Annotated in this window: 16 protein-coding genes, 1 tRNA gene, 3 pseudogenes and 1 riboswitch; of the genes and pseudogenes, 11 read left to right on the forward strand and 9 right to left on the reverse strand. The window is 47.1% G+C overall.

Features of this window, described 5'->3' with window-relative positions:
* Positions 1-43: 43 nt before the first annotated feature.
* The 4 genes and pseudogenes from IPP67_06210 (at position 44) to IPP67_06225 (ending at position 2,397) form a co-directional block, all read left to right on the forward strand.
* Positions 44-792 (forward strand): annotated as a pseudogene (locus IPP67_06210) (RNA methyltransferase).
* Between the two features lie 252 nt (positions 793-1,044).
* On the forward strand, positions 1,045-1,659 hold the full coding sequence (gene rpsD, locus IPP67_06215; protein ID MBL0338755.1) for a 30S ribosomal protein S4: 615 nt from the start codon (positions 1,045-1,047) through the stop codon (positions 1,657-1,659).
* An 82-nt stretch (positions 1,660-1,741) separates the two neighbouring features.
* Positions 1,742-1,818: transfer RNA gene (locus tag IPP67_06220), tRNA-Asp, on the forward strand.
* Between the two features lie 438 nt (positions 1,819-2,256).
* A pseudogene (locus IPP67_06225) lies at positions 2,257-2,397 on the forward strand (IS1595 family transposase).
* Between the two features lie 86 nt (positions 2,398-2,483).
* Here the strand turns inward: IPP67_06225 and IPP67_06230 are convergent.
* From IPP67_06230 to IPP67_06265, 8 genes and pseudogenes are all read right to left on the reverse strand, one after another.
* A complete protein-coding gene (locus IPP67_06230) occupies positions 2,484-2,837 on the reverse strand; it encodes a hypothetical protein (GenBank protein MBL0338756.1) in 354 nt (117 codons plus the stop codon).
* Positions 2,834-3,421 (reverse strand): molybdenum cofactor guanylyltransferase, encoded by a 588-nt coding sequence (locus IPP67_06235; GenBank protein ID MBL0338757.1) that lies wholly within the window; start codon positions 3,419-3,421, stop codon positions 2,834-2,836. Before IPP67_06235 ends, IPP67_06230 begins: the two co-directional genes overlap by 4 nt.
* A 165-nt stretch (positions 3,422-3,586) precedes the next feature.
* Positions 3,587-4,867, reverse strand: coding sequence for a molybdopterin molybdotransferase MoeA (locus IPP67_06240; protein MBL0338758.1), 1,281 nt, complete (start codon positions 4,865-4,867; stop codon positions 3,587-3,589).
* The gene (locus IPP67_06245) at positions 4,851-5,138 is read right to left on the reverse strand and encodes a hypothetical protein (GenBank protein ID MBL0338759.1); all 288 of its coding nucleotides are present in this window, start codon (positions 5,136-5,138) and stop codon (positions 4,851-4,853) included. The genes IPP67_06240 and IPP67_06245 overlap by 17 nt, the downstream gene beginning before the upstream one ends.
* Positions 5,135-5,839 carry a cyclic pyranopterin monophosphate synthase MoaC gene (gene moaC, locus IPP67_06250; GenBank protein ID MBL0338760.1) on the reverse strand — a complete coding sequence of 235 codons (705 nt, stop codon included), beginning with the start codon at positions 5,837-5,839 and terminating at the stop codon, positions 5,135-5,137. The genes IPP67_06245 and moaC overlap by 4 nt, the downstream gene beginning before the upstream one ends.
* A 5-nt stretch (positions 5,840-5,844) precedes the next feature.
* Positions 5,845-6,824: pseudogene (moaA, locus tag IPP67_06255) on the reverse strand (GTP 3',8-cyclase MoaA).
* Positions 6,812-6,961, reverse strand: a riboswitch (molybdenum cofactor riboswitch). Its footprint overlaps the pseudogene before it by 13 nt.
* Before the next feature lie 36 nt (positions 6,962-6,997).
* On the reverse strand, positions 6,998-7,516 hold the full coding sequence (locus IPP67_06260) for a helix-turn-helix domain-containing protein (protein MBL0338761.1): 519 nt from the start codon (positions 7,514-7,516) through the stop codon (positions 6,998-7,000).
* A 56-nt stretch (positions 7,517-7,572) separates the two neighbouring features.
* The gene (locus tag IPP67_06265; protein MBL0338762.1) at positions 7,573-8,538 is read right to left on the reverse strand and encodes a nitrate- and nitrite sensing domain-containing protein; all 966 of its coding nucleotides are present in this window, start codon (positions 8,536-8,538) and stop codon (positions 7,573-7,575) included.
* Positions 8,539-8,701: 163 nt separating this feature from the next.
* On the opposite strand from IPP67_06265, the gene ubiM reads away from it, so the two are divergent.
* The gene (gene ubiM, locus IPP67_06270; protein ID MBL0338763.1) at positions 8,702-9,937 is read left to right on the forward strand and encodes a 5-demethoxyubiquinol-8 5-hydroxylase UbiM; all 1,236 of its coding nucleotides are present in this window, start codon (positions 8,702-8,704) and stop codon (positions 9,935-9,937) included.
* Between the two features lie 186 nt (positions 9,938-10,123).
* On the opposite strand, the gene hemN is transcribed toward ubiM, so the two are convergent.
* Positions 10,124-11,491, reverse strand: a complete 1,368-nt coding sequence (gene hemN, locus IPP67_06275) for an oxygen-independent coproporphyrinogen III oxidase (protein MBL0338764.1) — start codon at positions 11,489-11,491, stop codon at positions 10,124-10,126.
* Between the two features lie 142 nt (positions 11,492-11,633).
* Here hemN and IPP67_06280 point away from each other — a divergent pair, with 142 nt between their 5' ends.
* The 6 genes from IPP67_06280 to narI are packed head-to-tail and all read left to right on the forward strand — an operon-like array spanning position 11,634 to position 21,011.
* On the forward strand, positions 11,634-12,953 hold the full coding sequence (locus tag IPP67_06280; protein ID MBL0338765.1) for a NarK/NasA family nitrate transporter: 1,320 nt from the start codon (positions 11,634-11,636) through the stop codon (positions 12,951-12,953).
* Between the two features lie 16 nt (positions 12,954-12,969).
* Positions 12,970-14,283 carry an MFS transporter gene (locus tag IPP67_06285; protein MBL0338766.1) on the forward strand — a complete coding sequence of 438 codons (1,314 nt, stop codon included), beginning with the start codon at positions 12,970-12,972 and terminating at the stop codon, positions 14,281-14,283.
* 10 nt (positions 14,284-14,293) lie between these two features.
* On the forward strand, positions 14,294-18,070 hold the full coding sequence (locus tag IPP67_06290) for a nitrate reductase subunit alpha (GenBank protein MBL0338767.1): 3,777 nt from the start codon (positions 14,294-14,296) through the stop codon (positions 18,068-18,070).
* 10 nt (positions 18,071-18,080) lie between these two features.
* Positions 18,081-19,607, forward strand: a complete 1,527-nt coding sequence (narH, locus tag IPP67_06295; protein ID MBL0338768.1) for a nitrate reductase subunit beta — start codon at positions 18,081-18,083, stop codon at positions 19,605-19,607.
* A complete protein-coding gene (gene narJ, locus IPP67_06300; GenBank protein ID MBL0338769.1) occupies positions 19,597-20,325 on the forward strand; it encodes a nitrate reductase molybdenum cofactor assembly chaperone in 729 nt (242 codons plus the stop codon). The genes narH and narJ overlap by 11 nt, the downstream gene beginning before the upstream one ends.
* Positions 20,322-21,011: a respiratory nitrate reductase subunit gamma gene (gene narI / locus IPP67_06305; GenBank protein ID MBL0338770.1), complete on the forward strand. Its 690-nt coding sequence runs from the start codon at positions 20,322-20,324 to the stop codon at positions 21,009-21,011. The genes narJ and narI overlap by 4 nt, the downstream gene beginning before the upstream one ends.

Genomic DNA, 21,011 nt, shown 5'->3' on the forward strand with positions numbered 1-21,011 from the left:
TAACCGGTAATTATTTTTTCTTACGTATAAGTGCGTTTGCGTGATGCAGCCAAAAACACCAGAAGGTTTTGCCGTTATCCTATGCCGTCCGCAATTGGCTGAGAATATTGGGGCAGTGGCACGGGCGATGGGCAATTGTGGATTGAATGATTTGCGCCTGGTGGCCCCGCGTGACGGTTGGCCAAATCCGCAAGCTTGGCCATTGGCTGCCGGGGCTGACTGGATTTTGGATCAGGCCACATATTATGAAGATTGTCATCAAGCGGTTGCCGATTTACATCAGGTTTATGCGACCACCGCCCGCCAACGCCATGTGATTAAAAACTGGTTAACCCCGAAAGCGGCAGCCCAACAACTTCATACAGAAATTTTGCAAGGCAACCGTTGTGGCATTTTGTTTGGCCCGGAGCGTGCGGGGTTGAACAATGAAGAAGTCGCCCTAGCCAACGATATTATTTCTGTGCCATTAAACCCTGATTTTTCTTCATTAAATTTAGCCCAATCTGTGCTGATTGTCGGTTATGAATGGTTCCAAGCAACGGCAGAAAATATTCAGCCACAAAAACTGGTGCTGAATGAAACAATGCCTGCCAATCAGGAACAAATCAGGCAATTTATCAATTTTCTGGAAACAAGGTTGTTGGATAAGGGTTTTTTGTCGGATGCGGATCGTCGGCCGATCACCCTTCGCAATATCCAAGGCTTTTTAAAGCGGGCGGATGTGACGAACAGGACATTAAAACCCTATATGGGATCATCCGGGCTTTGGAGCGTCCTTTAAACAACTCATAAATACAGGGTGTTACCTGGTTTCTATAATAGCAAATGATGATAGATTTGGTTGGTTTATTCTTGACATCGCTATTATGACAGAGTAGAAAAATGCGTCGTCAGTCGTTTTTGGCTGAGAAATTTTTTTGATTGTTGCTAGTGCCAGATTGCTAAAGCAGCCATCTAGGACTGGCTTGGGAAGTTTATGGTAGATAAATTTCTTTCGAATTTGTACAAGGTTTTAATTGAAACTTATAGGTTGAAGAAAACAGGATGACCAAAAGAATCCAATCGAAATATAAAATTGACCGCCGCCTGGGTGTTAATCTGTGGGGCAGTAGCAAAAGCCCGTTGAATAGCCGGGAATATGGTCCGGGGCAACATGGTCAACAGCGCCGCAAACCGACAGGGTACGGGGTGCAGTTATTGGCGAAGCAGCGCTTGAAGGGATATTACGGCAATATCGGCGAACGCCAGTTTCGCCGTGTTTATCAAGAAGCGGTGCGTCGGCGCGGCGATAACGACCAGAACTTGGTTGGGTTGCTTGAAAGCCGTTTGGAAAGCTTGGTTTACCGTGCGAAATTTGCCCCGACTGTGTTTGCAGCGCGGCAATTGGTCAATCATGGCCATGTTTTGGTTAATGGCAAATCGGTGAATATCGGTTCCGCCAAGTTAAAAGAGGGCGATGTGCTGGAAGTTCGTGAAAAATCCAAAGAGATGATTTTGGTCATGGAATCAGTTGCTTCCAATCAGCGCGATGTGCCAGATTATTTGGAATTGGATAGTAAGGGGATGCGCGCCACTTTTAAACGCGTACCGTTGCTTGAAGATGTGCCGTACCCGGTTCAAATGCAACCGAAATTGGTTATTGAGTTTTACTCACGCTAAATCCGGCGTGGGGGTTTTCGCCGCTTTGTTGTGCTTGCCTCAAGGCGGCTTCCATATACACAATCGCCTGATTGTGTTTTGTGGGGGTGTAGCTCAGTTGGTTAGAGCGACGGCCTGTCACGCCGTAGGTCGCGGGTTCGAGTCCCGTCACTCCCGCCATTTTCCTATCTTAAACAATCTTAAATAGTCCAGCTACCCTTGTGACAGATCATTGATCTGCTGGGCATTTTATGTCCAAGGCCGTCTATCAGTCTTTAAGAAAGCTACAACATTCTGGGGCATAAATTAATTTACATGCCCCCGCATGCCTTTAACCAACGAAGCTTGTAAAAACGCAAAGCCTGCTGAAAAAGCCCAAGAAATTATCCGATGCGAATGGCTTGTATCTAGAAATTATGCCAAATGGGCAAAATATTGGTGTATGAAATATTGCTTTACGAGCAAAGAAAAACGCCTTGCCATTGAAGTTTATCCCGAAATAGCTTTAAAAAAAGCAAGAGCAAGGCTTCGACATAATAGTGATCCATCCGCTGCGAAAAAGGCAGCCAAAACAATTAAGGGGCTTTAGCAGAATAGCAAGTAAGGTAAGCTACTGCAATGAAGGTAAATTATTGTAAATTAAGGAAGAAAAAGCAGATGAGGGTGTTAGAATTTTTTGTGCTGGAAGTGACGGCGCGATCTGCTGCAGATTTGGTAGGCATCCAAGTGAACACAGCAGCCCTATTTTACCACAAAATCTGGAAAAAATGGTCCTATTAATAACTCAATCTACTACAGCCCCCCTGATTAATAATATTTAGATTGGGGCTGATTTCATAAGTGATTTAGGCCATCTCCCTATAGTGTTTATATGTTGCGCCTAGTGGGGAATCGCGCACATCTACCTCAAGTGCCAGCAACCAATCTTCTCCGCCCAACCTGGTTTCCTGCACAATTCCCTCGCGTGATGGCAATTTTTGTTTCAATTTTTCTAAAGCGCTACGGTCCACCAGCAGTGTAAGCCCCATCCCTTCTTCACGAAGGGTCAGGGGGGATGAAAGTGATTCACAGCGGACATGGTAATAAGGAATGGGCGAAAATGGCAGCCTAATCCTTAACATATTTCCCTGAAGCAACTCTATAACCTCCTCCCGCGTGATACGGAAACGCAATTGCCCTTCACTAATACGCACATTCATAAGCTTGTGATCCTTTTCCAATCTTCTGGGGTGTTAACGTTGGTCAGCTGGACGGCTTCCATATCTGAATGCGTGGCCCTACATATTTTTAGCTGTTCCAGTAGTTGACGCACGGCCACCTGTCCGCCTGCGGCTATTTTGGCGGCTGCCTGATTGATTGCTGCCAGCACATGATTGTGCAGGCGGATAAAAAGGGGGAGAGGCTTGTCGGTAAAACAAGCGCCATCACAGCCATCGGTCAAGTGGTATGACAGCAGGCGGTTTAGTAAGGCAGGGGTCAGCAGCGGCATATCCACCGGTACGAATAGCCAGGCGCGGGGCCATTTCTCTTTTACAGCTGCTTGCGTTATTGCATAAATGCCGCCGACAGGCCCCGCGTGAGGGAAAATATCCTCAACTGCGGTATACCCTGTTGCTTTTCCACTAACAACAACAGGTGAGCAGCCCAGTTTGTCCAAGAGTTGTAGCATATGGTCGATCAGGCGCATATCCCGGAAAGGGAGGTATGCCTTGTCGCGACCCATGCGTGAAGATTTCCCGCCTGCCAATACCACCGCGCCAATGGGTTCAATTTTTGAGTGCAAGGCTATGTCCCAGTTCATTGTGACGGTTGTATAATATGAACCCACTGGGTACCTGTGTAGGGCGACATCTGTGCTTCCTGTTTAAAGTAAGAAGTCATGCTGATTTTCCTAATCCTGTATGTTCCAGGGAGATAAGGGTGTTGTAGGCAAAGACGGAAACATTAATCAGTTTTTGCACGTGAAAGGGACATCCCTCAAAGGTTGCAGTGATAGGGGGGTTCCGCCCGCACCAAAGAAAAAAACGGGAACAAAGCTACCTGGCATACATTCTAAGCGATCTTCATCCAAGACAACCCAGGCGTTCGTTTCTGCAAGCGGTTTTATTTTAAACGATTCCTGACCGGAAACAATAGTGGCTCTCAATTCGCCCTTTGGTCCAACCTTAAGTGCAGTTTTGAGGAACTGACGGAAATTTCCATTTTTCGTAAAACTGTTTTCGGCCCGGGCCATAATCGGTTGTTCTACAGGTAATCCTTGCAATACCCGTAGTAAGGGCTTTACAAAAAAACGAAATCCAATAGCGGCAGAAATCGGGTTGCCTGGCAATCCAAAAAACCAACTGCCATTCGGTAGTGTGGCAAACAATACAGGCTTCCCGGGGCGGATATTGACACGGTGAAAATGCGTAGTTGCCCCCAGACGCTTCAGGCTTTCAGGAATAAAATCCCTGACGCCTTTTGATACGGCGCCGGTGGTAACAATGATGGAGCCAGCCTTAACTAAGCTGATGCGTTCCTCGAATTGCGCGGCGTCATCGGCAATAATACCGCTATAATGGGCCGTGAATCCTTCCTCTCGGCAACGTGCCATCAAATATGGGGCGTTAGAATTATAAATTTTTCCTTCTGGCAATGATGTGTCTGTGTTATCGATGATTTCTTGGCCTGTGGCAAAAAGATACAAATCTGGCAATTTCCACGTATTTATGCGACCGATACCGAGGGAGGCAAGGAGCATAATATGTTCAGCGGTAATCACTTCACCACGGCGAAGTACTGTCTGGCCGTGGCGCACATCTTCACCCGGGAAGCGGATATTTTCATATTCCCGGGCGGGGCGAATGAAGGTTGCTTTATTGCCTGCAACCGCCACTGCTTCAATAGGGATAACCGCATCAAACGGTTCCGGTATGAACGCACCGGTCGTGATCTGCACGGCGCATAAATCCTTTCCGTGGCTAGCAACGATATCCCCGGCGGCAATTGTCCCGGTAATTTGCAAGGTAACAGGATGTGTCACAGTAGCGCTGGCGATAGTAGCGCGGCGTATAGCAAACCCATCCATTGCCGAATTGCGGAAGCTTGGCACATCCATTGCACTGGTGATGTCGGCGGCAGCGATTTTTGCCAGGGCGGCAAGTAATGGCAATTTTTCCGACTGTAGGGTGCAGCGTGCCTCAAGATAATTTGCAAGGCTTCGGGATAGCTTATCATCCTTTTTCTCCACGCATAATGCGAATCAGGATGGGGGATAAGATAGGCAGTAACACTTCCATACCCTCTTTCACGGCCGAGGGATTGCCAGGAAGTGTGATGACCAACGTCTTGTTGATGGTTCCGGCAATGGAGCGGCTGCTCCAGGAAAGCGCTGTGTGCTTCGCTCCGTCGCTACGCAGTAATTCGCCAACACCTGGAATTTCCTTGTCAAACAATGCAGTCAGCGCTTCCGGTGTTACGTCACGCGAAGAAACGCCCGTGCCACCCGTACAGGCAATCAGCGCGGGCGCATGTCCTTAACGATCTCCTGGACGGTGGAACGTATGGTATCCAATTCATCGGGGATTACCCGATAATCGACAATAATAGCGCCATGCTGCATGAGCATATCTTTAAGCACTGCGCCCGATTTGTCTTCGTACACTCCCTTATATGCCCGGTCACTCATGGTCAGCACAACGACTTTCCTAGCGGAAAGGGTGGGTTGTGGTGCCGGTCGGATTACGGCCATTACCCAGTCGGGCACACCCGCAGGATTTAACCACAATCCCTTCTTGCCACCCATCTTGGCGAGGAGGAGGATATTGCCTATTTGCAAATCTGGCTCAACCATTTTGGTTAAGTCCCATATGGTAAGCAGTGCGGCGTTGACCCCTGCCAATGCCTCCATCTCTACCCCGGTTCTAGCATGGGTGGACGTAAAACAGAACACTGTAACAGATGACTTTTCTTCATCTAGTTCTGTGATTATTTTTACATGATCCAGTCCCATCGGGTGGCATAGGGGGATCATCTCATAAGCTTTTTTTGCCCCGTTGATACCCGCTATTTCAGCTAACATCAGCACGTCGCCCTTAGGGAGTTGGCGGTCACGAATTAAGGCGAAGGCCGTACTGCCAACGTATATTTTCCCCGATGCAACAGCTATCCTATGAGTCACGGGCTTATCCCCCACATCGATCATGCGAAACATATTTTGCATTTTTACTATCCCCCAATTGATGCCAGATGTGGCGTGATCCCGGTGATACCTTGTCCCAGGTAATGGCTTTTGTGCTTAAAATGCAGGAGCCCCAGAATTTTTTCTTTTAGTGCTTCTATCTGCCCATCTGATTCAAGCAACGGACGCAAATTGTATCCCTGTTCCCCAAAGAGACATAGCCGTAATTCCCCACGGGCTGTTACACGCAAGCGGTTACAGCTTGTACAAAAATCTTTGGAATAAGGAGCAATTAAACCAATTTTCCCCGCGTAACCAACACACCCAAATTCTACAGCCGGGCCAGCGTCATGTGCGCGCAAGCATAAAGAAAAGCCATATTCCAGTAATTTTTGTTTGATGGTATCTGCGCTTAGGTGATGTTTTTTGAAATAGTCCAGATTGTTACCGGTCTGCATCAGTTCAATAAATCGGATGGAGAGTTGTTCTTTTTTTATCCAGTCAAGAAACTCAGGTAAATCATTATCGTTCACACCCTTCAAAAGCACCGTATTAATCTTTATGTTGCGGAATCCGGCCTGACGGGCAGCTTCAACCCCCCCCAGCACCTCTGCTAATTTATCATGCCCAGTGATGGCATGAAATTTCTGTGCGTTCAAACTATCCACACTGACATTAAGGGCGTTGATACCGGAAGCAAAAAAAACGTCAGCCTTGTCTTTCAGGTTATAGCCATTGGTAGTCAACGCGATAGTTTGGATTCCGGGAATACGGGAAATGGAAGTAGCAATGGCTGAAGATCCCGCCGAAGCGTTGGTTCCCCCACCGGTAAGCCGGATTTTTCTACGCCCAGGCTAGCAAAGGCTGTGACTAGACGAATAATTTCCTGCTCAGAAAGGAACTCAAAGGCCTCAGTTTTTTGATAGCCATTGGGCAAACAATACTGGCAACGGAAATTGCAGGCATCAGTCACAGACAATCTCAGATAGGGGAACTTTCTGCCAAAACTGTCTTCCAAATTACGCATGTTATCCTTTCCAAATTCGAGGGAGGTAGAGGCGTTTCCACAACTACCTTGGCAACCACGCACGGTTGCGGCCCTGATCCCATATGTCAATAAAACGCTGGCACTTAGGCATTCAAGGCTAGGACGTGCAGAGACTAGGACAGAAAATACCTGCAGCACTTGATACAGATCAACTATTTACATAAATCGGGGTTTGGGCATTCCTTGGTACCGGCACGGCTGCACTTGGTTGCTAGTTCCATGTCGCAGTAGTTACACAGGGCCAATACCTCTAGCAGTTCAACACTCTTATGATTGATGTCAATTCCTTGTTCCTTCAACTGCTGTAATGTACGCGAGAATGTCTCAGGCTTCATTCCTAAAAAACCAGCAATCAGGGATTTGTCGTAAGGTAGCTTCAAGTTTTTCTTGCGTTCACCGTTTTCTAGGAACAGTTTTAATAAGAACCAGCCGATTCGTTGCGGAACTGTTTTCAAGGTCAATTGCTCGAATTGGGTAATTAGTGCTTGTGATCTTCCGGCAACATTAGAAAGCATGTTAATGGCCAATTCTTTGTTGTTCTGAAGTTGTTCACGCACGACGGATGCTGGGATGGAAAGCAATTTTACATTATCCACCGCTTGCGCACTAACTGGAAATGGAAGGTTATTAAAAATAATCGTTTCCAACAGCGTTTCTCCGACCGTTAACATCTGAAGGATTGATTCTTGCCCACTTACATTACCCTTGAAAAGCTTTACCCAGCCTTCTAGTACAATATAAAGCGAGATGCTTGCTCGCCCTGTATAAAGATTATCGTACCCTTATGGGCGCTGATAACGCGGGCATGTTTAAGGATATCTTGCAATCTTTCTTCATCCAACCCGAAAAACAGGGGTAGTGCCCGGATGGTATCCATATAGGCGCGGACCCCTTTTTCAATAAGGGCTTCTTTAGGTGTCTCTGACAATGATTTCGGGGTCGGTTTAATGTCGCCGTTTGTCGCAAGATTTTTTGCAATCATTTTTCCTACCCCATGTAGCAAATCCATTTGGGCGGTAAACAAATCAAACCATTCCTGCACGGTAATCGATTGCATGGCCTCTGGAAGGGTTCCTTTAGAAAAACCTTGATTGATATTTTGGATCTTTTGAAAAATGTTATTGCCTATTTTTAAATCTTCGATAGCCTTCCGTTCTTGATTATCCGCAAGCATTAGAAACATGCGCTCATAGGCTTGCTGTTCAGAAATAATATGTTCCATCCTACTTTTAAAATCAGTGGCGTTCGACCAATCAAGGCTGAGTAACTCGGCGCCCAACGCGCGCTCTAGCCCTATACGTTCTTTCCAATGCAGAAAATTGATGAAGGCAGAAACTTTGGCAGGATGATTGGAAGGGTCGAACACTACCATCTCCTGTACAATATCAATGACGGGAGCAATGATGTCACGAGTATAAAACGCCAGCACCTCAGCGGGTTTCAACATTCTGGCAATCACATATTTCCTTTTTGCGGACAGGTAGCGGATGGTGTTAAGTAATAACGTAATCTTCGGGTTTTTTTTCGTTGCTAATAGAGCTAAAAGCTTGATATATCCATCAACGATGGAGAACTGTTTTTCTAGGTTTACAGCAACATCTTTATTGTTGTGCAAATATAAATAACAATAGCCGCGTTCTTTTTGGGCGGCTTGCATAAAATCACATAAAATACTAATAAACTGCTGTTTCATTGTTTTTTATAAAAAGAGATGACAACGACTCAGCCTGATAATAGGACAAATGATCTAAATAGGCAATGAAGTATCGATAGGTTTAGCAACCAATACACCAAATAACATCAAGGGCCTTAAAGTGGGGAACTGGTTTTCTGGTTAAAAATTTAAGAGGGTAAATATGGAAAATTCCTATGATGTGTTAATTGTCGGCGCCGGTTCAGCAGGGTTGTGTTTAGCTAAGTCATTGGCGATGTCAGGTCTTTCGGTGGCAGTTATCGAAAAACAAACTAGGGATGCCATTGCAGAACCGGTAGTAGACGGCAGGGATATTGCTCTGACCCCTTTTTCACGGGAACTTCTTGAACAACTTGGGGTTTGGCAAAATATCCCATCTAATTCTATTTCCACTATCCGGCAGCTAAAGGTTTTTGACGGGGTATCAGCAAGCTTTATGGATCTATCATCAAGGCGATCCGATCAGCTGGGATTTATCGTGCCTAATCACCAGATTCGCACAGCTGCGTATGAAGTCGTGAGGAGCTGCCAGAATATCACTTTAGTTAATGGCGTGGTACCCGCAGATTTAGAATTACACACTTTGCATGCTAAAGTGATCCTTTCAGATGGGCGTTGTTTAACAGCAAAACTGCTGATAGCGGCTGACAGCCGTTTTTCCGAAACACGCAAAAAAGCTGGAATTACCGCCAGGAGGCTGGATTTTAAGAAAACAATGGTTGTCAGTCAAATGGAGCATAGCTTGCCCCATGATGGGGGCGCGCACGAATGCTTTTTTTACGGGCACACATTGGCGATCCTGCCACTTAATTATAACCGCTCTTCAATTATTATTACGATGCCGCCATTGGAAGCACAGCGAATCAAAGAATTACCGGCTGCTGATTTTAACCTTTGGGTTTCAAAACAATTTAAGTATAGGCTAGGCGAAATGAGATTAGTTGGTGAACGCTATGCTTATCCACTGGTTGGAATGTATGCAGAGAAATTTATCAGCCGCCGATTTGCTTTAGTAGGCGATGCGGCTGTTGGTATGCACCCTGTGACAGCCCATGGGTTCAATTTCGGGTTGAGAAGCCAACATATTCTTAGTAAACTTCTCAAGGAAGCCTTGCAATCTGGCCGGGATATCGGAGAAGAAGAAATATTAAGCCGCTACCAATATTTACATCGACGTGCAACCCGACCGCTTTACATGGTGACAAATATGATTGTTGGTCTTTACACAGACGATAGCCCGCCAGCCAAGGTGGCAAGGAAGATGTTGCTGAATGCAGCGAACAAAATGGTTCCAGTAAAAAATTATTTAATGGACAAACTGATAGAAAAAGACGATTTATCCCCTAAATTTTCCTCACCATTAGGCATCAAGCGGAAATTGATCCAATTACTATCTTAAAAAAAGATCTTGATCGTATTCTTAAAGAAGGTGGTTTTCCAAAATCCCAATTTTTCAGGGGTCAACAAGGCCAAACCCATTTTTTGATCGAAGGGCTAACTTGATCTTGACATATATAGGGAAAACCCCCTTGGCTGGTTTGTTCAGGTAACGCAAAGAAGCCAATGGTTGCGGTGAATCTATCCTTTAAACCACCTTGGAATATCTACCGGCCATGGTACTATGGTACTTATCGAAAACAGAGGCAACTACCCGTGCTGTCATGCGGTACTGACTAACGATTTCAACGACGTACCCACTGGTTTTTACAATACCCAACGATTCCAAAGATTGTAAGGTATCTAGTTCTTTTTTGAAATAAGAGGGATCGACAGCAAACCGTTTGCTGATTTCTTCAAGATCGACACGCATAAAACATAATAACTCATCGATAACAGTTTTTTGTAACTGATCATCTTTGCTCATTTGCCATCCCCGGATGGTAGGTAGCGTGTTGTTGCCAACAAGATCTTGATATTCTGGCATATTGGGGCTGTTCTGCACGTATCCTTGAGGGAAGTGGCTAATGGCAGAACTGCCAATCCCGATCAACACTTCCGTATCATCGCTAACGTACCCTTGGAAATTGCGCTTCAGGGTATGGTTTTTGAAGGCTATGGTTAGTGGGTCAGCCGGTTTAGCAAAATGGTCAATGCCAATGGCTGTATATCCATTTTCTTGCAAAAATTCATGGGCAAGCAAATATAACGATAGTTTTTCCTTGGGTGAAGGTAACCATGTAGCATCAATCATCCGCTGGTGTTTTTTGATGTGTGGGATATGGGCATAAGAAAAAATAGCAATCCGCGAAGGATTAAGGGAGATGGTTTTTTCTAAGGTATTACGAAAGTTTCCCAAGGTCTGATGGGGTAGACCGTAGATCAAGTCACAGTTTATTTGGTCAATGCCAGCGGCACGTAAATTTTTTACCACTTTTTCAACGAGAGAATAAGGCTGAAACCGATTGATTGACAGTTGTACTTTGGGATCAAAATCTTGAACACCGATGCTAACCCGGTTAAAGCCAAGGGAACTGTATAATGCAACTTTCTCTGGGGAAGTAGTGCGAGGATCAAGCTCAATTGAGGACTCGCGTAATGTGACAATTTTAAAGATCGAAGAGACGTTTGTTAAAATGGATCGTAGATCGCTATCTTCTAACAAGTTAGGCGATCCCCCACCAAAATAGATGTTAACCAGGGTTCCTTTGCCCTTTATGAAATGTTGGAGCATTTTTATTTCCTGGAGCATAACCTGGATATAGTCGTAGATAGGTTTATGGCGGCGAGTAATTTTGGTGTGGCAACCGCAGAACCAACAAAGTTCGCGGCAGAAAGGGATATGGATATAGACTGAAACAGCTTTATGATAACCAATGTTTTCCAGCCACTGGCGGTAGGGGCTTTCGTTAGTTTGTGGGACAAAGTGATGGGCGGAAGGATAACTGGTGTAGCGTGGTGCTTCCAACTCTAGCCAGCTCATATTATCTCGTTTCACAACTGCATCACTTGACACGGATTCATCCTCTTTCAGGTATCCCTACGATTAGGTAGGAAAAAAGTGCTGAGGATTGATCTAGATCAATCTCTTGTTTTTTTTTGCGTGGAATTCTTAACACGTAATAAAGGGCTAATAGCTAACTCAGTAGGGGAAACACATGCTGGATATGCAACAAGTTAAATATGGGGGACAGGTGAAAGCCTTATCCCTAACCACCATTGCCTTTACGGCATGTTTTGCCGTGTGGACAATTTTTGCCATCATTGGCGTGCAAATCAAACAGGATTTGGGGCTAACAGAGACCCAGTTTAGCTTACTCGTTGGCATGCCGATCCTAACTGGATCACTGATTCGTTTATTCCTGGGCATCTGGGCGGATCAATATGGTGGCAGGCCAATTCTGCTGGTGGTGATGATCTCCTCCGCTATCTGCACGTGGCTGTTGGTGTATGCGGATACTTATCCATTGCTGTTACTGACCGCACTTGGTGTGGGTATTTCCGGCGGCAGTTTTGTGGTGGGAATCTCCTATCTTTCCAAATGGTATAGCAAAGAACGCCAGGGGACGGCACTGGGTATTTACGGAATGGGCAATATTGGTGCAGCGGTGACGAAATTCGTCGCACCGTTTGTTATGGTTGCCTATGGCTGGCATATGGTTGCGCAAGTGTGGGCGGTTGCACTGTTCGTTGTTGCCATCCTGTATTGGGTGTTGACCAAGGACGAGCCAGAACTGGTGGAACGCAGGAAAGCTGGTAGCAAACCTAAAACCATTGCTACAGCGCTGGCGCCGCTGAAAAAACTCCAAGTATGGCGTTTCTCACTGTATTATTTCTTCGTATTTGGCGCATTTGTGGCACTTGCCCTGTGGCTGCCGCGTTATTATGTTGGTGCGTATGGGTTGGATATAAAAGTTGCTGGTATGCTTGCCGCCATTTTTTCGGTGGCCGGTTCAGCCTTCCGTGCTGTTGGCGGCTACCTATCCGATCGGTACGGCGCGCGCAAGGTGATGTATGTGACATTCATTGTCTGCGTCGCTTGTTGCTTTATTTTAAGTTACCCGGCAACTAATTATACCGTCCATGGTATTAAAGGCGACATTACTTTCAGTATGGAGCTTGGGCTTGTACCATTCACCATCATTGTGTTTGTACTGGGGCTGTTTATGTCCTTCGGCAAGGCGGCGGTTTATAAACACATTCCTGTATATTATCCTGACAACGTTGGTTCAGTGGCGGGTATCGTCGGCCTGATTGGTGGCCTAGGCGGGTTTTTCCTGCCACTGTGTTTTGGCATACTAAACGATCTTACCAATATTTGGACGAGTTGTTTCATGTTGCTTTTCGTCTTAGTTGCCATTGCACTTGCCTGGATGCACGCAGCCATCAGGCTGATGGAAAAACAACAATATCCTGAACTGCAAGGACCTAAATTCCTACCGGAATTGGATGTTGCACTAGTAATACACAAAAATTAACGAAAGGAACTCTACTATGGTTGCAAATATCCAACAATGGAATCCAGAAGACAAACAATTCTGGGATTCACAGGGCAGGGCGGTTGCCAATCGTAATCTCTGGATTTCCATCCCGTGCTTATTACTAGCGTTCTCCACCTGGATGGTTTGGTCGGCGGTAGCGGTCAATCTCAATAGCATTGGGTTTAACTTTACCAAAGAACAGTTGTTTACGCTTGCCGCCGCACCAGGGCTTACGGGGGCAACGCTACGGATTGTCTATTCTTTTGTGGTGCCGATTTTTGGCGGGAAAACTTGGACGGTGTTCAGTACCGCCACCCTATTAATTCCGGCGATTGGTATTGGTCAGGCAGTGCAGGATCCGACTACCTCGTATGAAATTATGTTAATGCTAGCGCTTTTTTGTGGTTTTGGCGGCGGCAATTTTTCTTCCTCCATGTCAAACATCAGTTTTTTCTTTCCCAAGAAAAAACAGGGTACGGCACTTGGGTTGAATGCAGGTTTAGGAAATTTGGGCGTCAGTGTCCTGCAGTTTGTCGTTCCCATAGTGATTGGCTTGTCACTCTTCGGTGACATAGGCGGTGCGCCGCAAGTCATCACGCTGGCGAATGGCACAACAAAGCAAGTTTGGTTGCAGAATGCTGGGTATGTCTGGGTGATCCCCATTATCCTTTGCACGTTGGCAGCCTTATTGGGTATGGATAACCTTAAAGCTGCTAAAGTGCCGCTGAAGGATCAGTTGGTGATTTTCAAACGCAAGCACATGTATATCACCACATGGCTTTATGTCATGTCATTTGGTTCGTTCATCGGCTATGCGGCGGCGTTCCCGCTATTGATTAAAACACAGTTTGCCGGTGTTAATCCCTTGCAATACGCTTTTATAGGCCCGTTGCTTGGTGCCTTGATTCGTCCGGTCGGTGGATGGCTTTCGGATAAAACCAGTGGGGCGAGTGTTACGTTCTGGAATCTGTTTATGATGATTGCGGCTGTTGTGGGCGTAATTTACTTTATCCAGCCAGAAAGCAAAAATTTCTTCGGGTTCTTCGCCATGTTCATGCTGCTATTTACGACCACTGGTATAGCCAACGGATCAGTGTTCCGCATGATCGGCGTTATCTTTCCACCAAAAGAAAAAGCGCCAGTGCTGGGTTTCAGCGCGGCGATTGCAGCCTATGGTGCGTATGTCTTGCCCAAATGTTTCGGTTGGTCAATTGAGTCAACGGGAGCGGTAGATACGGCACTTTATGGTTTTATAGCTTATTATGTCACCTGTATATTGGCTACCTATTACTGGTATTTCCGCAAAAATGCGGAAGTAAAATGTTAAGGAGAAACCCATGAGCCATTTTATTGATAAATTGACTTTCTTTAAGCGTGAACGAGAGGGTTTTTCTAACGGCCATGGCGTGATGACTGATGAATCACGGGGGTGGGAACAGGCATATCGTAGCCGTTGGCAACACGACAAAATTGTGCGCTCGACGCATGGGGTAAACTGTACTGGCTCATGCAGCTGGAAGATCTATGTCAAGAATGGCCTTGTTACGTGGGAAACCCAGCAGACGGATTATCCGCGCACGCGTCCGGATATGCCAAACCACGAGCCGCGAGGGTGCTCTCGTGGCGCGAGCTATTCGTGGTATCTCTACAGCGCCAACCGCCTGAAGTATCCGCTAGTGCGTAGCCGGTTGCTGAAGGCATGGCGTGCGGCGAAGGCGATTGCGAAAGACCCTGTAAATGCATGGGAATCCATCGTGGTTAACGAAGCTACGCGTAAATCCTACCAGCAAGTACGTGGTAAAGGCGGCTTTGTGCGTGTCGATTGGGAAGAGGTGAACGAAATCATCGCAGCGGCGAACGTCTATACCGCAAAAAAACACGGTCCAGACCGCATCATTGGCTTTTCGCCCATTCCTGCCATGTCGATGGTGTCATATGCGGCGGGTTCCCGCTACCTGTCGCTCATCGGTGGCGTTTGCATGAGTTTTTATGACTGGTATTGCGATTTGCCTCCCTCCAGCCCGCAAACATGGGGTGAGCAGACGGATGTTCCAGAATCGGCGGATTGGTATAATTCTAGCTTTATTATAGCGTGGGGTTCCAACGTACCCCAAACGCGCACACCAGATGCACACTTCTTCACCGAAGTGCGCTATAAGGGCGCAAAAACTGTGGCAGTTACGCCCGATTATTCCGAAGTGGCGAAGCTGGCCGATCTCTGGCTGCACCCGAAACAGGGTACTGATGCTGCGCTCGCGATGGCAATGGGGCATGTCATCATGAAAGAGTGGCATGTAAAGGGAAAAAGCGACTATTTTGACGATTATTGCCGCCAATACACCGACATGCCGTTCCTTGTGCGGATGGTGAAACGCGGTGATGCACTGGTACCAGAACGTATGCTGCGTGCTTCGGATTTTAAGGCGAATCTCAATACCGAGAATAATCCCGATTGGAAACCCGTTGTCATCTGCGGTAAAGAAGAACGTGTGCGTATTCCTAACGGCACTGTGGGCTCTCGCTGGGGACAAAAAGGAAAATGGAATCTTGAGCAGAAAGATGAAATAACGGGTGAAGAAATATGGCCATTGCTGTCGCTCATCGAGCATAGCCAAAAAGAAATAGGCTCAGTGGCATTTCCCTATTTCGGTAATATCGAACACGAACATTTCAACAGCACCGATCATGCAAGCATCCTTGAGCGTAATGTACCTGTTATAAAGATGAAGCTCAAAGAAGGTGATGCCTATGTTGCCACTGTCTATGATCTTTTCATTGCTAACTATGGTGTGGATCGTGGACTAGGCGGTGCAAATGTCGCTACATCGTTTGATGACGATACACCATACACCCCTGCTTGGCAGGAGAAAATCACCGGTGTAAAACGTGAGCATGTGATTAACGTGGCGCGTCAATTTGCTGAGAATGCGCATAAAACGCATGGCAAGTCCATGGTCATTATTGGCGCGGCGATGAACCACTGGTATCACATGGACATGAACTACCGTGCTATCATCAATATGCTGGTGATGTGTGGCTGTATCGGCAAATCTGGCGGTGGTTGGGCCCATTATGTCGGCCAGGAAAAACTGCGTCCCCAAACCGGCTGGGTGCCACTGGCCTTTGCAACCGATTGGAACCGTCCGCCACGCCAACAGAATTCGACTTCATTCTTTTATGCCCATACCGATCAGTGGCGCTACGAGCGGCTGAAGATGGAAGAAATCCTATCGCCACTGGAAGACAACCCAGAATGGAAAGAGCTTTCGTTTATCGACTGCAACGTAAAGTCTGAACGAATGGGGTGGTTACCATCTGCACCGCAGTTGGAGCGAAATCCGCTGGAAATTGGTGCTATCATCAAAAAATCAGGCAAGAATGTTGGCGAGGCCGTGGCGGAAGGGCTGAAGTCAGGCGATCTAAAACTCTCCTGCAATGACCCCGATGCACCCGCCAACTGGCCACGCAATATGTTTGTCTGGCGTTCGAATATCCTTGGCTCCAGTGGTAAAGGGCATGAGTATTTCCTGAAGCATTTGCTGGGCACCAGTCATGGTGTGCAAGGTGTTGACCTGGGCAAGTTTGGCGGCACCAAACCGAAAGATGTCGTATGGCACGAGACCGCACCGGAAGGCAAGCTGGATTTGCTGGTAACGCTTGATTTCCGTATGTCTACCACCTGTATGTATTCCGATATCGTGTTGCCAACCGCAACATGGTATGAGAAGAACGACCTGAACACCTCGGACATGCACCCATTCATCCACCCGCTCTCGGCGGCAGTTGATCCGGCGTGGGAATCGCGCAGCGACTGGGATATTTACAAAGGTATTGCCAAGAAATTCTCGGAAGTCTGTGTTGGGCATTTAGGTGTGGAGCAAGATGTGGTGCTGAACCCCATCAAGCATGATACCGCAAATGAGCTGGCACAGGGCATGGGTGTTTTAGACTGGAAGAAAGGAGAGTGCCAACCTATCCCCGGAAAAACCATGCCAAGTGTAACGCTGGTGGAACGGAATTACCCCAATACCTACAAGAAATTTACTTCGTTAGGGCCGTTGCTTTCTAAACTTGGTAATGGTGGCAAGGGTATATCATGGAATACGGAAGATGAATTGAAGCTTTTAGGAGAACTGAATTATATTGTCACGGAGGATGGGATTAGCAAAGGGTTGCCGAAGATTGAATCCGCTATTGATGCGGCGGAGGTGATATTGTCACTTGCTCCGGAAACCAATGGACATGTGGCGGTGAAGGCTTGGAAGGCGCTGAGTGAAGCCACAGGCCGCGAACATGCCCACCTTGCCGATACACGTGAGGATGAAAAAATCCGCTTCCGCGATGTGCAGGCTCAGCCGCGCAAAATTATTTCTTCACCTATATGGAGCGGCATTGAGTCCGAGCATGTCAGCTACACGGCAGGTTATACCAACGTACATGAGCTAATTCCGTGGCGTACCCTCACGGGGCGCCAGCAGCTTTATCAGGATCATTCTTGGATGCGCGCATTCGGTGAATCGCTGTGCGTGTATAAGCCGCCGGTAGACATGAAAACCACCGAAAGCGTGATCGAGAAATTTGCTAAAGGCCGCAAACAGGTGTTGCTGAACTTCATTACCCCCCACCAGAAATGGGGCATTCACTCGACCTATACCGATAATCTGCTGATGCTCACGCTCTCGCGTGGTGGGCCGATTGTCTGGATTTCAGAGAAAGACGCGCTCAAGATCGGCGTGGTTGATAACGATTGGGTTGAGGCGTACAACACCAACGGCGCACTGACTGCGCGGGCAGTGGTCAGCCAGCGTGTGCCGGAAGGTATGATCATGATGTATCACGCACAGGAGAAAATCGTTAACGTTCCTGGCAGTGAAATCACTGGCATGCGCGGCGGGATTCATAATTCCGTCACACGAACGGTGCTGAAGCCCACCCACATGATTGGTGGTTATGCCCAGCTTGCCTATGATTTTAACTACTATGGCACGGTTGGCTGTAACCGCGATGAGTTTATTATCCTTCGTAAAATGGAGAAAATAGACTGGATGAACGAAGATAATTATGGCGCAGCTTTGGGCGGTGAAATGCCTCAGCTGGAACCGGCAGTGAAATAGGGGAAATACCATGAAAGTACGCGCTCAAATCGGAAAAGTTCTTAATCTTGACAAATGCATTGGGTGCCATACTTGTTCGGTGACGTGCAAGAATGTATGGACATCCCGCCGGGGTGTAGAATACGCCTGGTTCAACAATGTTGAAACCAAGCCGGGTATTGGTTATCCTAAAGACTGGGAAAATCAAAATCGCTGGAATGGTGGCTGGGAACGCAAGAAAAACGGCAAAATCCACCCCAAACAGGGCGGAAAGTGGCGTACATTGGCTAATATCTTCGCCAACCCGAACTTGCCATCGATTGATGATTATTACGAGCCGTTTACCTTCGATTACGAGCATCTGCACAAATCGCCAGAAGCCAAAACCATGCCTACCGCGCGCCCAGTTTCCGTTATCACGGGCAAGAAAATGGACAAAATTGTCGGTGGGCCAAACTGGGAGGAAATCTTAGGCGGTGAATTCGAGCATCGCAGCAAGGATTACAATTTCGAGAATATCCAGAAGGAAATGTATGGCCAGTTCGAAAACACCTTCATGATGTATCTCCCGCGCCTGTGCGAACACTGCTTAAACCCGTCTTGTGTTGCGGCTTGCCCAAGCGGTGCTATCTACAAGCGCGAAGAAGACGGCATTGTCCTCATTGATCAAGATAAATGCCGTGGCTGGCGCATGTGCGTATCGGCCTGCCCTTACAAAAAAATATATTTCAATTGGGAGTCGGGCAAATCCGAAAAATGCACATTCTGCTATCCACGCATCGAAAATGGTGAGCCGACGGTATGCTCAGAAACCTGCGTTGGGCGTATCCGTTATCTCGGTGTACTGCTTTATGATGCTGATAAAATTGAGTTGGCAGCTTCGATCGAAGCTGAACAGGATTTGTACCATGCTCAGCTCAATATGTTTCTTGACCCAAACGATCCAGAAGTTATCAAGGCGGCGCGCGCGGAAGGCATCCCGGAAAATTGGCTAGAGGCTGCCAAAAAGTCACCGGTCTACAAGATGGTGATGGAGTGGAAAGTGGCTTTCCCCCTGCATCCTGAGTACCGCACCTTGCCCATGGTGTGGTATATACCGCCGCTCTCACCCATCCAAAATGCTGCGGAAAGTGGTGATATGGGTATGAATGGCGTCATTCCTGATGTTAAAAGCCTGCGCATCCCGCTTGCCTATCTTGCCAACCTGTTGACGGCGGGCGAAGAAAAACCAGTGCAGATAGCACTAGAACGTATGCTGGCCATGCGGGCCTTTATGCGCGGTAAATATGTTGATGGTGTTCTTAATACCCAAATATTGGAGCAAACGGGCTTAACTCAAACGATGGTTGAGGAAATGTACCGCTACATGGCCATCGCCAACTACGAAGACCGTTTTGTGATTCCTAGTTCACATCGGGAATATGCTGAACAAGCCTTTGATATGCGCTCCAGTTGCGGATTTTCCTTTGGTAATGGGTGTGCGGGTGGTAACAGCGAGGCCAACCTATTTGGCAAACCCAAACGCAAAAATCTGTTCGGAGGCGCTCATGCATCTTAATCAATACAAAACGTTCAAAGCGTTGGGCATCCTTCTTTGGTATCCAGATGAGAAGTGGTTGCGGGGTATTGATAGCTTATGCAATCTTATTGAACAGGAAAAATTAGTGAATGATGAAGATGTGAAAGCGATTCGTGCCTTTGCTAGCCAGTTGCGTATCCAAGATATTTTTGACGTGCAAGAAGCCTATGTGGACACGTTTGACCGTTTGCGCTCACTTTCGCTCCACCTTTTTGAACATGTTCATGGCGAGTCACGTGATCGTGGGCAGGCCATGGTAGACTTAGCTGAAATTTACAAAAAACAGGGATTTTCGCTCGCTAAAAACGAGTTGCCGGATTACCTACCGGTGTTTTTGGAATATCTCTCCTCTCTCCCAAAAAAAGAGGCGTTAGAGATGCTTGCTGATCCATCGCATGTGCTAGTAGCACTTGGTAAACGCCTGGCCGAACGTGGCAGCCCCTACAGCGCAGTTTTTAATTGCCTGATCCGGCTGGCTGGTCGGGTGCCTGAAGAAGTTTCTGGCGTTGTGGTTGCCACGCCGCTGTCTTTCATACAGTTGGATAAAGATTGGGAAGAAAAAACGGTTGATTTTCTCGGTGCGGAAGCCCCGAAAGCAGCCAGTTGTGGCAGTGGTGGATGCGGCGGATGTAGTTGCGCACCAGAAAAGTCACCAGGAAATACCTTAGAAAAAATGACGCAAGGAGCAAGGACATGACCGATTATTACTATTCCTTTTTCTTCGGCACGTATCCATATATATGCCTAACCGTTTTTGTATTGGGTACATTGGTTCGTTATGATCGCGAACAATATAGCTGGCGTGCCTCCTCCAGTCAGTTGCTGGCCGATAAAGGGTTAAGGCTGGGCAATATTATGCTCCATATCGGCGTGATTTTTATTTTCTTCGGCCATCTGGTGGGGTTGCTTACACCCCACGTTGTCTATGAGCAGTTTGTTACAGCAGAGCAAAAACAGTTATTGGCGATTATAGCCGGTGGGATTGCTGGAGCAATTGGTTTTATCGGACTTACGATCCTGGTTTTCCGCCGTCTGTTTGTGGTAAGAATTCGTGCCACCAGTTCTAAAAGCGACATAGCTGTGCTGCTGATATTATGGGTGCAGATTACGCTGGGGATGGTGACAATCCCCTTTTCCTTGTCGCATCAGGATGCTGCGATCATGCTAAAGCTTTCCGAGTGGGCGCAACATGTGATGACCTTCCGCGGGGGTGCATCGGACTACGTTGTGGGCATGGACTGGCCGTTCCAGGTGCATTTGATTCTAGGTATGACCATCTTCCTGCTGTTTCCCTTCACGCGCTTGGTACATATGCTGAGCGTGCCGGTGAAATATATAGGCAGGCCATACCAAATCGTACGTAACCGCAAGGCCAGGAAATAA

This window comes from Rhodospirillaceae bacterium (genome assembly GCA_016722635.1).
Classification (GTDB): Bacteria; Pseudomonadota; Alphaproteobacteria; order JAEUKQ01; family JAEUKQ01; genus JAEUKQ01.